This is a genomic window from Stutzerimonas sp., from assembly GCF_982611455.1.
Window position 1 is genome coordinate 201,240 of the sequence record NZ_CEXBBO010000002.1, and the last position, 13,110, is coordinate 214,349.

16 protein-coding genes are annotated in these 13,110 nt (G+C 63.3%); 9 read left to right on the forward strand and 7 right to left on the reverse strand.

Annotated elements, in window-relative coordinates; all coding sequences use genetic code 11:
- Positions 1-11: 11 nt before the first annotated feature.
- From AC2LD7_RS02170 to AC2LD7_RS02205, 8 genes are read left to right on the forward strand one after another with little or no spacing between them, the layout of a single operon-like run.
- On the forward strand, positions 12-503 hold the full coding sequence (locus AC2LD7_RS02170) for a Na+/H+ antiporter subunit E (RefSeq protein ID WP_484596213.1): 492 nt from the start codon (positions 12-14) through the stop codon (positions 501-503).
- Entirely contained in the window at positions 503-754 is a 252-nt protein-coding gene (locus AC2LD7_RS02175) for an MrpF/PhaF family protein (protein WP_484596214.1), read from the forward strand. The genes AC2LD7_RS02170 and AC2LD7_RS02175 overlap by 1 nt, the downstream gene beginning before the upstream one ends.
- Positions 747-1,043: a cation:proton antiporter gene (locus AC2LD7_RS02180; protein WP_484596215.1), complete on the forward strand. Its 297-nt coding sequence runs from the start codon at positions 747-749 to the stop codon at positions 1,041-1,043. The genes AC2LD7_RS02175 and AC2LD7_RS02180 overlap by 8 nt, the downstream gene beginning before the upstream one ends.
- Positions 1,036-1,941: a hydrogenase subunit MbhD domain-containing protein gene (locus AC2LD7_RS02185; RefSeq protein ID WP_484596216.1), complete on the forward strand. Its 906-nt coding sequence runs from the start codon at positions 1,036-1,038 to the stop codon at positions 1,939-1,941. Before AC2LD7_RS02180 ends, AC2LD7_RS02185 begins: the two co-directional genes overlap by 8 nt.
- Positions 1,938-2,210, forward strand: coding sequence for an NADH-quinone oxidoreductase subunit K (locus AC2LD7_RS02190; RefSeq protein ID WP_484596217.1), 273 nt, complete (start codon positions 1,938-1,940; stop codon positions 2,208-2,210). Before AC2LD7_RS02185 ends, AC2LD7_RS02190 begins: the two co-directional genes overlap by 4 nt.
- Positions 2,207-3,631 carry a complex I subunit 5 family protein gene (locus tag AC2LD7_RS02195; protein WP_484596218.1) on the forward strand — a complete coding sequence of 475 codons (1,425 nt, stop codon included), beginning with the start codon at positions 2,207-2,209 and terminating at the stop codon, positions 3,629-3,631. The genes AC2LD7_RS02190 and AC2LD7_RS02195 overlap by 4 nt, the downstream gene beginning before the upstream one ends.
- On the forward strand, positions 3,628-5,124 hold the full coding sequence (locus AC2LD7_RS02200) for a complex I subunit 5 family protein (RefSeq protein WP_484596219.1): 1,497 nt from the start codon (positions 3,628-3,630) through the stop codon (positions 5,122-5,124). Before AC2LD7_RS02195 ends, AC2LD7_RS02200 begins: the two co-directional genes overlap by 4 nt.
- Positions 5,121-6,776, forward strand: a complete 1,656-nt coding sequence (locus AC2LD7_RS02205; protein ID WP_484596220.1) for a proton-conducting transporter transmembrane domain-containing protein — start codon at positions 5,121-5,123, stop codon at positions 6,774-6,776. The genes AC2LD7_RS02200 and AC2LD7_RS02205 overlap by 4 nt, the downstream gene beginning before the upstream one ends.
- A 104-nt stretch (positions 6,777-6,880) precedes the next feature.
- Here AC2LD7_RS02205 and AC2LD7_RS02210 read toward each other — a convergent pair whose 3' ends face one another.
- Both AC2LD7_RS02210 and AC2LD7_RS02215 read right to left on the reverse strand, forming a co-directional pair.
- On the reverse strand, positions 6,881-7,324 hold the full coding sequence (locus AC2LD7_RS02210) for an ester cyclase (RefSeq protein WP_484596221.1): 444 nt from the start codon (positions 7,322-7,324) through the stop codon (positions 6,881-6,883).
- Positions 7,325-7,480: 156 nt separating this feature from the next.
- Positions 7,481-8,491 (reverse strand): SDR family oxidoreductase, encoded by a 1,011-nt coding sequence (locus AC2LD7_RS02215; protein ID WP_484596222.1) that lies wholly within the window; start codon positions 8,489-8,491, stop codon positions 7,481-7,483.
- 275 nt (positions 8,492-8,766) lie between these two features.
- Here AC2LD7_RS02215 and AC2LD7_RS02220 point away from each other — a divergent pair, with 275 nt between their 5' ends.
- Entirely contained in the window at positions 8,767-9,918 is a 1,152-nt protein-coding gene (locus AC2LD7_RS02220) for an acyltransferase family protein (RefSeq protein WP_484596223.1), read from the forward strand.
- A 13-nt stretch (positions 9,919-9,931) separates the two neighbouring features.
- On the opposite strand, the gene csgH is transcribed toward AC2LD7_RS02220, so the two are convergent.
- The 5 genes from csgH to AC2LD7_RS02245 form a co-directional block, all read right to left on the reverse strand.
- On the reverse strand, positions 9,932-10,363 hold the full coding sequence (csgH, locus tag AC2LD7_RS02225) for a curli-like amyloid fiber formation chaperone CsgH (RefSeq protein ID WP_484596224.1): 432 nt from the start codon (positions 10,361-10,363) through the stop codon (positions 9,932-9,934).
- A 46-nt stretch (positions 10,364-10,409) separates the two neighbouring features.
- A complete protein-coding gene (locus AC2LD7_RS02230; RefSeq protein WP_484596225.1) occupies positions 10,410-11,342 on the reverse strand; it encodes a hypothetical protein in 933 nt (310 codons plus the stop codon).
- Between the two features lie 22 nt (positions 11,343-11,364).
- Complete coding sequence (locus AC2LD7_RS02235) at positions 11,365-11,853, reverse strand: curli production assembly protein CsgB (RefSeq protein WP_484596226.1); 489 nt, start codon at positions 11,851-11,853, stop codon at positions 11,365-11,367.
- Positions 11,854-11,970: 117 nt separating this feature from the next.
- Positions 11,971-12,372 (reverse strand): CsgE family curli-type amyloid fiber assembly protein, encoded by a 402-nt coding sequence (locus AC2LD7_RS02240; RefSeq protein ID WP_484596227.1) that lies wholly within the window; start codon positions 12,370-12,372, stop codon positions 11,971-11,973.
- Positions 12,360-12,944 carry a helix-turn-helix transcriptional regulator gene (locus AC2LD7_RS02245; RefSeq protein ID WP_484596254.1) on the reverse strand — a complete coding sequence of 195 codons (585 nt, stop codon included), beginning with the start codon at positions 12,942-12,944 and terminating at the stop codon, positions 12,360-12,362. The genes AC2LD7_RS02240 and AC2LD7_RS02245 overlap by 13 nt, the downstream gene beginning before the upstream one ends.
- Positions 12,945-13,110: the final 166 nt, after the last annotated feature.

Genomic DNA, 13,110 nt, shown 5'->3' on the forward strand with positions numbered 1-13,110 from the left:
GAGAACCCGTGATGGAAGAGACCGGTGTGCGTTGCCGCTGGGCCGACGGGCTGGGCTGGATGCTGCTTTACAGCGCGCTCTGGGCGTTGTTCGCCGAGGGTGGCGGTTGGTCGCTGGGCGTGCCGAGCATCCTGCTGGCGGTCGTGCTGTCAGTGTGGCTGGGCGTCCGGCCTTGGCAGCCGTCTCTGCGGGCGCTACCTGGATTTATCGGGTTCTTTCTCGGACGGATGATTGCCGGTGGCTGGGACGTGGCGGTGCGTGCGCTGCATCCGCGGTTGCCGCTGCAGCCGGCCTGGCTCGATTATCCGCTGCGCAGCGAGTCGCCACGGGTGCGGCTGTTGCTCTCGGCACTGGTGGGACTGCTGCCGGGCTCGCTGTCGTCACGGGTCGAGGGCGACCGGATGCGGGTGCATGTGCTCGACGAACGCCAAGCCTGGGAGCCTACCGTGGTCGAATTGGAGCAGCGACTGGCCAAACTGCTCGACACTGAGATTGCGCGCTAATGGCGCTGTACGTGGTGCTTTTACTGCTGACCATCGTCGTCGGCCTCGGGCGTGTGGTTCTCGGTCCGGGGCGGGTGGATCGGCTGTTGGCAATCCAGCTGTTCGGCACGACCGGCACCGCGCTGCTGCTAGTCATGGCGCAATGGCAGGCGCAACCGGCGCTGCGCGATGTAGCGCTGGTGCTGGGATTGTTGGCAGCGGTTGTCAGTGCCGCCCTGGTACAGCTGTTGCGGCGGGGGCGGCATGACTGAATTGCTGCTGACCGGCCTGAGCTGGTTGCTGCTGATCGGTGGGTTGCTGTTCTTCGCTGCCGGCAGCATCGGGCTGCTGCGTTTTCCCGACACCGTCAGCCGTTTGCATGCCCTGACCAAGGCCGACACCCTGGGCCTCGGGCTGGTCGTGGCCGGTTTGTCGATTCGCGCCGGCAGTTTGTGGGAGGTCGGCCAGATGCTGCTGATCTGGCTGTTGCTGCTGGCCTCCAGCGCCACGGCCTGTCAGTTACTGGCGCGGCAGGCTGGCGAGGAGCCTGGAGATGACTGAGTGGTTGTTCGACGGCGTGCTCGGCCTGCTGTTGCTGGGGCTGGCCTTCGGCGCGCTGCACGGTCGCAACCTCTATGCCAGCGTGTTGCTGTTCATCGCCTTCGGGCTGGCATTGGCACTGATCTGGGCACGTCTGGGCGCAGCGGACCTGGCATTGGCCGAAGCGGCCATCGGTGCCGGTCTGACCGGGGTGTTGCTGTTTGCCGCACTGGCCCGCCAGCCGGACCGCGCCGACCTGCCCGAAATATCCGGGTTCCGCCAGCGCCTGGCGGCGGCCGCGGTGGTTTTGCCGTTGCTGATTCTGCTGTTGCAAGGGCTGGCGCCGCTGAGCGAGGGCCAGTCGCAGCTGCCCGCCACGATAGCCCGGAACCTGTCGGAAACCGGCGTTAGCCATCCGGTGACCGCCGTGCTGCTGAACTTCCGCGCCTGGGACACGCTGCTGGAACTGGCCGTGCTGCTGCTGGCCCTGCTCGGCGCACGGCAACTCGGGCCGCGACGACTGGATCTGGCCGAACCCTGGCCGCTGCTGCGGGCCTGGGCGCGGGTGCTGACGCCGCTGCTGGTGTTGGCCGCTGGCTACGTTCTCTGGCGCGGCGCCAGTGCACCGGGTGGGGCCTTTCAGGCGGGTTCGCTGCTGGCGGCCGGCGTCGTGCTGCTGCGCCTGTCCGGCCTGCTGCCGGTGTTGCGCTGGTCGTTTGCGCCGTTGCGGCTGCTGGTATTGGGCGGTTTGCTGGTTTTTGTCGGCGTCGCGATTACCACCGCCTGGCTGGGAGACGGCTGGCTGACTTACCCGAATGAGGCGGCCAAGTTGCTTATCGTGCTGATCGAAGCCGTGGCGACTTTGTCGATCGCTGCCAGCCTGAGCCTGCTGGTCGTCGGCGAAGGCGAATCCACATGACCGGCAGCCTGTTTTGGATGGGCGTCGGTGCCGCGCTCTGGTTGCTCGGATTGCACGGTCTGCTGACGTTGCGTCAGGCGTTACGGCGGATCATCGCCTTCAATCTGATGGGCAGCGGTGTGTTTCTGGTGATGATCGCCCTGGCCACGCGCAGCCAACCGAGCGATCCGCTGCTGGTCGCGTTGGTGGTCACCGGGCTGGTGGTGGCAGTCAGTGCCACGGCGCTGGCGCTGCGGCTTGCCGGGGCCGCGCAGGAACCGCGCCGATGAACGCGGCGCTGCTGAGCCTGTGCCTGCCGCTCGTTGGCGGTTTGCTGCTGGTGCTACTGCAGCCACGCCGCAGCGGGCTGTGGGTGATCGCCATCAGTATCGGCAGCTTGCTGAGCGCCTCTGTGGCTTTGCAGCAGACGATTCAGCTGGGCCCCCAATGGCTGAACATTGGCGGCTGGGAGACGCCGCTAGCGATCCGCTTCCAGCTGACCCCGCTGACGGCACTGTTGCTGGTGTTCACCGCCGGGCTGCATCTGCTGGTCGCCTTGTATGCCGCGCGCAGTCCGCATGCCACCGGCAGCGAGGACTACTGGCCGCTGTCCTGCCTGCTGCATGCGGCGCTGGTGGCGCTTTGGCTGTCGGCGGATCTGTTCAACCTTTACGTCACACTCGAACTGCTGAGCCTGTGTGCTGTGGCGCTGGTCGCGTTGGCCGGGCGCAAGGCCTACCGGCCCGCCTTCAACTATCTGATGTTATCGCTGGCCGGTTCGCTCGCTTACCTGTTCGGCGTCGCGCTGTTCTATGGCCGCTACGGCGTGCTCGACGTATTGCTGCTGGCGGAACTGGCCGAGGCGGATGCCAGCACGCGGCTGGCGCTGCTGCTGATGACCGTTGGCTTGATGCTCAAGGCGGCACTGTGGCCGCTGCACCTGTGGTTGCCGCCGGCACATTCCGGCGCGCCCACGGCGGTCAGCGCGCTGCTTTCGGCGTTGGTTGTGAAAGGCCCGATCTACATTCTCTGGCTGATCTGGAGCCAGATCGCCCCGCCCGAACTGGGGCGTCAGGCCGGCGTGTTGTTTGCTGCCGCTGGCATCCTCGCGTTGCTGTCTGGCGGCTGGTCGGCGTTGCGCGCGCCGCGGCTGAAGATGCTGGTGGCCTACTCGACGGTTGCTCAGCTGGGCTATGCGCTATTGGCGCTGGGGTTGTTGCTGCATTGGCAGAAACCGCGGATGGAGGCGGCGCTGTGGCTGTTTATCCTTGCCCACGGCCTGGCGAAAGTGTCGATGTTTCTCGCCGCCGGTGAGCTGCAACGAGTGCTCGGCACGCGTCGAGTGCGTGCGCTGAAGGGTGCCAGCCAGACCATGCCGGTGGCGATGGCGACCTTCGCTGTGGCTGGCGCCAGTCTGATTGGGTTGCCACCCAGCGGCGGCTTTCTTGCCAAGTGGTTGCTGCTGCAGCCGTTGTTCGAGCAACCACAGCACTGGCCTTGGGCATTCGGCGTGCTGCTCGGCACGCTGATGTCCGCTGCTTATGTCTTCCGCGTCGTGGCGCTGGGCTTCGACCGAGCCAGTCCCAACCCGCCCAGCGTGGTGCCGGACCGCCTCGCACAATGGCTGGCGATGCTGCCAGCACTGCTGGTGTTGAGCCTGGCGCTGATCAGCGAGCCCCTGCTGCTTTGGATTGGTGGGGTGGCACGATGAGTTGGACCAGTTGGCTGCCCCTGGCGATCGTGCTCAGCTCGCTGCTGCCGGGGCTGATCATCTTCACCCTGCGCGAGGATCAGCAACGGCTGCGGGTCGCGCTCAATCTCTGTGGCGTGACGATCAAGCTGCTACTGGTGGCGGCGATGATCTACGGCGTCAGCCGCGGCCTGGAGTTTCGTTTCAGTTTGCCGTTCCTGCCCGGCGCACCGCTGGTGCTGCAGGCCGATGCCTTGTCGCTGCTGTTCGTCGCGCTGTCCTCGGTGCTGTGGATGGCCACCACCGTCTACGCCATTGGCTATCTGGAACACTCGCCGCTGCGTTCGCGCTTCTTCGGTTATTTCAGCCTCTGCGTCAGCGCTACCGTAGGCTTGGCGTTGGCGGGGAATCTGGTCAGCTTTCTGCTGTTCTACGAGATGCTGACGCTGGCGACCTTTCCGCTGGTGGTGCATCGCGGCACGCCCGAAGCGCTGCGTGCCGGGCGGGTCTATCTGGCCTATACGGTAAGCGGCGGTGCGCTGGTATTGATGGGCGTGGCGCTGCTGCACGGCCTGGCCGGCGGGCAGGATTTCCAGCCCGGTGGCTACTTATTGCAAGCGGTGGGCGAGCACGACCTGGCGTTGCGGGTAGCGTTCGTCCTGCTGGTGGCCGGGCTTGGCGTCAAGGCGGCGCTGATTCCGCTGCATGGCTGGCTGCCACAGGCGATGGTGGCGCCAGCGCCGGTCAGCGCGTTGCTGCATGCGGTGGCGGTGGTCAAGGCCGGCGCGTTCGGCATCATCCGCGTGGTCTACGACGTGTTCGGGGCCGAGGCGCTGAATCGGCTGGACATGGCCACGCCACTGCTCTGGCTGGCCGCGGCGACCATTCTCTATGGCTCGCTGCGAGCGCTGCAGCAGCAGGAACTGAAGAAGCGTCTGGCCTATTCGACCATCAGCCAGGTTTCCTACGTGACGCTCGGGGTGGTGATGCTTGGGCCGATCGCGGCGGTCGGCGGCCTGGTGCATCTGGTGCACCAAGGGCTGATGAAGGTGACGCTGTTCTATTGCGCCGGCAACTTCGCCGAAACCCTGGGCATCCATCGCATCCGCGAAATGGACGGCGTGGGCCGGCGCATGCCGCTGACCATGACCGCGTTCAGCATCGGCGCGCTGGGCATGATCGGCATTCCCCCGATTGCTGGTTTCGTCAGCAAATGGGCGCTGGGCATGGGCGCGCTGGAGGTCGGCCAGGATTGGGTGCTGCTGGTGCTGATGGCCTCGGCCGTGCTCAACGCCGGCTACTTCCTGCCATTGCTCTGGCGCGGCTGGTTTGCGCAACCGGCCGACTGGCCTGAAGACAACTGGCGCGAGGAACGCTGGGAAACCCACTGGATGCTGCTGCTCCCGGCGCTGTTCACCGCGGCGCTGGCAGTGCTGGTCGGGTTGTTCGCCGGCACCGCGCTGAGTCCGCTGGGCTGGGCCCAGCTGATCGTCGACCGGGAATTCGAAATATGAGCGGCGCCTGGTTCTGGTTGCTGGTGCCCCTTGCGCCGTTGCTGGCCGGCGCATCGCTGGCGGTCTGGCGCGAAAGGGCAATCGGCTGGCTGTGGCTGGCCTGCGTACCGGCACTGGGGTTGGTTATCTGGCCGATGCCGGCGCTGGATCTGCCAATGCTCTGGGATGGCATCCGCTGGGGCGCGAATGATGATCTGAGCCGCGCATGGCTGGGCTTTACCGCCTTGCTCTGGGGCTGTGCCGGAATATCCGCCAGCAGCAGCCAGGCTGACGACTCCCGACGGATGCGTTTCTGGACATTCTGGCTGCTGGCGTTGGCCGGCAACCTGCTGTTGATCATCGCCACTGAGGCGCTGAGCTTCTATTTCGGCTTCAGTGTGATGAGCCTGGCCGCCTATGGGCTGATCGTGCATCAGAGCGGTCCCGGCCCGCGGCGTGCCGGGCGGCTCTATCTGCAGCTGGCGATCCTCGGCGAGATGTCTCTGCTGGCCGCGCTGATGCTGCGCAGCCATGCCGCCGGCGGCGATTTTACGTTCGCAGCCTGGCAGACCGTGCCGATGGATGGCCTGACCCTGCTGTTGCTGCTGATCGGCCTGGGGCTGAAGGCCGGCTTCTGGCCGCTGCACGTCTGGTTGCCGCTGGCGCACCCGGCAGCTCCGGCGCCGGCCAGTGCGGTGCTGTCCGGAGCGATGCTCAAGGCGGGTCTCCTGGGTATCTGGCGTTGCCTGCCGGAGAGCGATCCGCTGCTGTCGAGCTGGGCCGATGTGCTGCTCGTCATTGGCATCTTCGGTGCCATCTACCCGGCTTTGCTGGGGCTGTGCAGCGACAAGGCCAAGGCGGCATTGGCCTATTCTTCGGTCAGCCAGATGGGTTATCTGGTGATGCTGTTGGCGCTGGTCTGGCGCCATCCGCAGCAATATCAAGCGATGACCGTCGTGCTGATGCTCTACGGTGTTCATCACGGGCTGGCCAAGGGTGCGTTGTTTCTCGCCGCGGGGCTGATCCATGCCGGTCGTCTGCCGCGCATCGGTTGGCTGCTGTTGTCCATGCCGGCGCTGGCGATCATGGGACTGCCGCTCAGCAGTGGAGGAGCGGTCAAGACAGCGTTGAAGGACGTCTGGCACAGCGGGGAATTCGAGGCCTGGCTGGTTTGGCTGAGCCTCAGCAGCCTGACCACCACTTTGCTGCTGATCCGTGCACTGTGGCTGCTGCTTCGCGATGCCAGGGATGCGCCGGCAACACGGCCTCCGTTTCTTCAGCTTTTGCCCTGGGCGTTGCTCAGCAGCCTGGCGCTACTGTTGCCCTGGCTCTGGCCCGCCTTGCGCACGCCCATGCTGCATGGCCTGTACCCGGGCGGCATTTGGGCCGCGCTGTGGCCACCGCTGCTGGCACTTGCCCTGGCCGGGGTGGCGCTGAAATCTCGTTGGAAAGTGCCGGCACGGCTGGCTGCGTTGCCTAACCCGGCGCTTTGGCTATCGCTGCGGCTCAAGCGTCTGGTGCAGCGACCGCCGCTGGCCGTGCCGAACGCCGAACCGGACCAGCCGCGCTGGCGACAGCGAGAGCGACGCTGGAACCGCTTCTGGAATACCGGCGCGCTTGCAATGAGTGCTTGGCTGCTGGCGGCTATGTTGTGGCTGGGTTGGTTATGGTGATTTAGCTGCTGGTGCGACGTTAACAACTAACGAATCGATGCTGGTTATAAGCGATGCCGCTGTACCTCCAGCAACCAGGTGGTCCGAGCATGCGGGCCGATGGATCAGGGCAGCGCTTTTTCCGCGTAGGTACGGATTTGCAGGCCCAGTTGGGCGCGAAAACTTTCCATGTCGAACATGGTGCAGATTTCGCGGACGTGCCCGCTCGGGGTAATCGTCCAGAAGGCCATCGCCGAAATGCTCAGCACCTTGTCGCTGGGCGGATAACCGAGTGCAGCGTTCTCGATGGTGCCGATGAGCGTGCTCCAAGTGACGACCTTGTCGCCTTCGGCAATGCATTCCTCGATCACCACTTCCAGATCCGGCATGGCGGTGCGGATCTGACCGACCATTGCCAGAAACTCGGCGCTGCCAAGCGGGTGACCGACGAAGGAGCTTTTATAAAGGAAGTCCTTGCTGTGCAGCTGATCGGCCAGCGCCATGTGGCCGCGGTTCCAGGTCAGGTCGATGTGTTTGCGGACCAGTTTCTTGCCGTCGTCCGATGACATGAGTGATCTTCCGGTTGTGGGATGGCGCGATGCAGAACTGTAGCAGCAGACAGTTTCGAGCGCAGCTTCCGAGCTGCCTGTTCGTCGGCGCGTTTGGAATGCATCGACACCAGCCGCAGGGCTGCTTCGTCGCTGCCGCTGTGTGTCGAGCGGACTTCAGCGGCGACGCCGCCCGAGCAGTGCAAAAACAGCCACCGCACCCATTGCCACGGCTGCCGTGGCCGCTACCGGATGCTGCGATGCACGCGTATAGAGACTGCGCGTCAGCACCATGCCGGGATAATTGCCGGAGGCCTCGCCATCACCGGCTTGGCCAACGTCCCGGCTATACAACGCGCCGTCGCGGTGGCGGTCCTGGCGGCCGCTCTGGATGGCATCGTAAACGAAGGTGCGGTTGACCCAGTCGGCCAGCCGCGGGGCGTTCTGGGCCAGCCGCGACAGCAGCTTGGCATTGCCGATATAGACGTCGCGCTGTGGATGTTCAGCGGCATGGAGAATCGCCTGTGCGACGACTTCCGGTGCGTAGACCGGCGGCGGAAACACCGGCGCGCTGGGCAGGTAATTCTTCGAATGGTCCATGAACAGGGTATCGGTAGAGGACGGTCGCACCAGCGTTACCGATATCGGTGTGCCGGATTTCTGCAGCTCGACCCGCAGCACGTCGGTCATCGCTTTGATCGCATGCTTGCTGGCGCTGTAGCTGGCATGAAAGGGCAGAGCGTTGGTCGACTCCACGCTGCCGATGTTGATCAGCGCACCGCCCTTATCGCGCAGATGCTTCACCGCGATCGAGGAGCCGTAGTGGGTGCCCCAGAAGTTGGTCTGCATGACCTGGTAGTGATCTTCGTCGCTGACCTCGTCGAAGCGGCCCCAGACCGAGTTACCTGCATTGTTGATCCAGGTATCGAAGCCGCCGAAGCGCTCGATGGTCTGGCTGGCGACGCGTTCGAGCTGCTCGCGCTCACCGACGTCGGCCATCACATGCAGGACCCGTTCGCCAGCGTTCAGGTCGCGTTCGATATCGGCCAAGGCCAAGTCATTGCGTGCAACCAGTACCACGCGGGCGCCTCGTTCGACGGCTAGGCGAGCGGTGGCCAGGCCGATGCCGCTCGAAGCGCCGGTGATGACGATGACCTGTTCATGCAGGGGTTTAAGGGAAATTCGCATCGGACCTCCTGTTGCCACCGGCCGCGCCGGCATGGTGGATTGGCTCGGTAGAAGCCACAGGCCCGCTTGCGGTTCCGGAGAGGCGATGGATGGCTGTCGGTCGCTATTTGCGTCTGACCGCTCTGAAATAGTTTGAAATAAATACCGGAACTCTTTGATGGCAGATTGCTCTCAATATCGCCCGAGAGGTTGTCCCGCGGATCACCCTTTGGCTAGGAGCGCTGCTCGATCAATCGATGCGGCGGGCGTACTTGGATGTCGAGCAAGGTGCATGAATGAAACGCTTTGTCGTGCTGGATAGTTTTCGCGGTATTTGTGCGGTTGCGGTGGTGTTGTTTCATACCCAGATTCTGCTGAGCTTTTCCGAACTCAGCTTCTTTCGGCATGCCGACCTCTTCGTCGAATTCTTTTTCGTGCTCAGTGGCTTCGTCATGTTTCACGCCTACGGTACGCGCCAGTTTGGCCTGCAGGTCCTGAAGCGCTTCATCATCAGCCGAACCTTTCGCCTATACCCGCTGCATCTGGTGATGCTGCTGGTGTTCATTGGCCTGGAGTTCGGCAAGTTGTGGGCCGAACATCACGGGTTCTCATTCAACGATCCGGCATTTACCGGCAAGACGGCGCCTAGCGAGATACTGCCCAATGCGTTGCTACTGCAGAGCTGGATCGGCGATTTCAACAGCCTGTCGTTCAACACGCCGGCTTGGAGCATCAGCATCGAGTACTACCTGTACATGCTGCTGGGGTTGGTGTTGCTGGTCGCCCCAGGTTACTGCGGGCGCATCCTGGCGCTGATGACGCTGATTTCCTTCGTCGCCCTGTATGTCGATCTGGATGTGATCAAACCGTTTATCTGGCGCGGTGCCTCATGCTTTTTCGCCGGAGCGTTGACCTATCGGCTTTACCAATCGCTTGAGCCCGCGATCAAACGTATGGACGACCGGCTGTTTTTCAGCGCGCTCGAGCTGCTGTGTCTGTTGCTGGTGTACCGGACGTTGACGCACGAGACGCCGCACCAGGGCATCATCGCCAGCCTGCTGTTCTGCGTCGTGGTGCTGGTATTCGCGAGCGAACGCGGTGCCGTGTCGCAGTTGCTGCAGCGACGGGGCTTCGCCCGCCTGGGTGAATTATCGTTCTCGATCTACCTGACCCACGCGGCGGTGATCTTCGCCTTCACCAGCGCCGCGGTGGTGGTATCCAAGCTCACGGGCAGCGAATACACGATGATTCTTCAGCACCCTGGCAGCGTGCAGATCATGCGCTACATCAGCACCGGCAGCGTGCTGGTGGATGACCTGCTGACCCTGCTGGAGTTGGGCATGGTGCTGGCGGTGTCCAGCCTGACGTATCACTACGTCGAGCTGAAGGGTATCGAGCTGGGGCGCCGACTGACGCGAAGCGAGCCGCTGCGGCTATCGCAGATCTGAGTTGCTCGAACGGCTATTGACGCACTTGCGCGACCAGCCCTTCGCCTTCATGTAGCTGCTCGCCGGGGGACGGCGGTGGTTGCGGCGCCGGGCTGGCCGGCTGCGTGGCTGGATAGCTTTGATTTAGGGTTGGCTGCGTCTGGCCATCGATCGACCAGTCCAGTGTCGCCTCGACGCGACCGTCGGCCGACAGCCCGAGGCGGTTATTGATCGGACATTGGCTAGCGCTGCTGCTGACCAGTTCGCCGGACTGGCGCGTACGGTTGGTGCCGGCGGCACCGGTGGATTTCACTTCCAGCCGATACGTCAACTGGTGCGGCTGTTGGCTGCTGAAACAGAGCCGCAACGCCAGCCGACCATCACTCTCGGGGCTGAGTTCGAGCTGCGCCTCGACCGGAGTCGGTGCGGCTGCCAAAAGCCATGACGCCAGCGTGACCGTAAGCATCTCGAATGCCTATGTAGGTTGTGTTGCGAGGCCGATCTTCCTTGATTTACTGCTGGTTGACCGTCGCCGTGTTGCCCGTGCCGGATTGTTGGATTACCGCGTTCATCCCAGCGGCGCTCTGCAGGATGAAGGCCTGGTTGGCCGAACCCATCTGGCTGACGCGGGCTTCGTTGTATTCAGCCAGTTGGCGAATGTCGGCCAGGTTGCCGTCGCCATTCTGAACGACGCTGGCCTGGTTGCCATCGAACCATTGCACCAGTTCGACGCTGTTGTCATTCCCAGCCGATGAGCCGCTGAAAACGTTGCTCCGCCCGCTCTGCTCGACCGTGAGCAGGTTGCTATCGCCAACCTGATTGAACGTGACCTCACCGAACAGCGTGTTCTGCATAATCTGCGCGCTGTTCAGGTTGCCGTTCTGCGCGAGCGTTATCTGACCGGCGTCGCCCTGATCGATGGTGGCCAGGTTCTCGTCACCGACCTGGTAAACGGCCATCCGCGTACCGTGGTAGATGCCGTCCTGGGTGAGGGTCACCGAATTGTCGTTACCGATCTGATACGCCTCGGCTTGGGCTAAACCCTGCTGCGTGGCGGAAATGAGGTTGCCGTCACCGATGCTGCTGATCTGCAGCTCATTGGCATACCAGCTCTGCTCGACCTCGGCGCGGTTACCGGTGCCTTGCTGGTAGACGCTCGCGGTGGAAAAGTAGCTTTCAGGCCCCTGATAGACGGAAGCATCGTTGTCGCTGCCGACTTGAACGATATTGGCCGCATTCGACTCGGCAATTGCGCCCTGAAAGATCGAGCCCTCGTTGCCGGTGCCGTTCTGCCTGATCACAGCCTCGTTGAGCAGGCCGGTCTGGTCGACGGTGGCATTGTTGTCGTCACCGGCCTGATTGATAAGTGAGCTGTTGTCGGCATGGAGATCGCTGGCGGCGGCCAGCAGAACGGCGAAGGCGGCGAGTGGTAGGCAGCTGCGCATGGCAAATTCCTTTTTTATAGTTCTATTGATGTTGGACGATCTGAATGCGCTGGCCGCTTCCGTATTGGATGACGCTGCTGCTCATGCCGCTGCCGAGCTGTTCAATGCTGGCGTTGTTATTGGCGCCGATCTGGGCGATAGCCGCTTGGTTGTCGCTGCCCATCTGAGTGATATCCGCCAGGTTGCCCTGACCGATTTGAAGAATGCTGGCGAGCTGATTTTCGCCCTGCTGGAGGATGAAGGCCTGCTGATCGCTGCCCTGCTGAATGATGCTGGCCAGCTGGTTCTCGCCGATCTGGCTGAGGTCGGACAGGTTGTCGCTGCCTTGTTGCAGCACCTGCGCCGTTTGGCCGTCGGGTATCTGAGTGGCGAGCGCTGCCGTGTCACCGAGGCTGAACGAGCTGCCGACGAGGTCGGCGTTGTCCAGCAAGTCAGCGGCTTGGAGCGGAACGTTGGCGAGCAGTAGAAGGGCGGCGAACAAGCCGCGGCGAAACAGCGCTAGACGATCCATGCAGGCACCTCGAAATAGTGCTCGGATTCTTGATTGGCAACGCTGCGATGAACATCCATCGAACGGTGCAAAACACACGTTTACCGACAAATGGAACGGCTTAATCCTGGCGGCTTGTTAGAGCTCACCGCGATCCATGTCGAAGGTGTCCTGGAGCAGGTTCTGCAGCTTGCTGCGGCTGATTTCATCGAGAATCAGCCGTGCGGCTTCGTCAGCGATTGCCTCGATCTCCGCCACGTTGGGTTGCAGGAACCGGCGGTACACAGTGCGCTGACCATATTCCACCCAGACCAGACTGCCCCAGCGCGCCGAAGGACGTTCCCGGACCACCAGATCGCCTTCGAGGTCGCTGGCGTCCTGCAGGTTGAAGCTCAGATAGCGGTGAAAATCGTGGCCGAAGCGGGTGATGGTGTTGTCGATGATCAGCCCGCTCAGTTCCGCTTCGCTCTGCGCCTGCTCCTGCGCCTGTAGCGGGCTGAACAGAAGCAGCAGGAGCAGACCGAGCGTCAGGCGTGACACGGCTCGGACCAGTCCAGCCGGCCGCGCAGCAGGAACGCCGCCTCGGCACGGTTGGAGGCGCCGATTTTGCGCAACAGATTATGGATGTGGCTCTTGATCGTATGCGGGCTCAGGCACAGCTGCTCGGCGATCTCGGCGTTGGACAGCCCCTTGCCGGCCAGGCTGAGAATCTCGCGTTCGCGCAGGGTCAGCGACGGCTTGCTGCCGGCGAGCTGGCGCATGCGGCGCCATTGGCTGAGCAGCCGCTCGGTCAGTACTCGCGGCAGCCAGTCGCCGCCATCGAGCAATACCTGGATGCCTTCGAGCAGATGCTCGCGGGTCGCGTGGCTGTAGAACACGCCGCGAATGCCGGGGTGCTTGTCCACCAACCGTTCAGCTTGCTCTGGCGCGATATTGACCAGCGCCACGGGCGTTTGCTCGTCGAGGCGATCGAGCAGTGTGGAAAGCTGTTCGGTCTGGCTGTTGCCGGCGTCGACCAGATAGAGATCGGCGGCGTCTCTGGAGACCTCGTCGAGCCGGGTCAGACATACGTCCAGTTGGGCCTGTTCACCGAGAAAATGTCTGAAGAACAATCCCAGGAGTTCATTGCCGGTGAGCAGCGTCACGGTAGGGTGGTTACGTTCCCGGTGGGTAAGATCCGCTTCGTCCATGTTCGATCCTTGGTTTGGGTACCGTTATGTCGCGTAGAAAAGTTACTAAACGACCGGCGCTAAATGACTAAGTTCAGCGTTCAGGTAG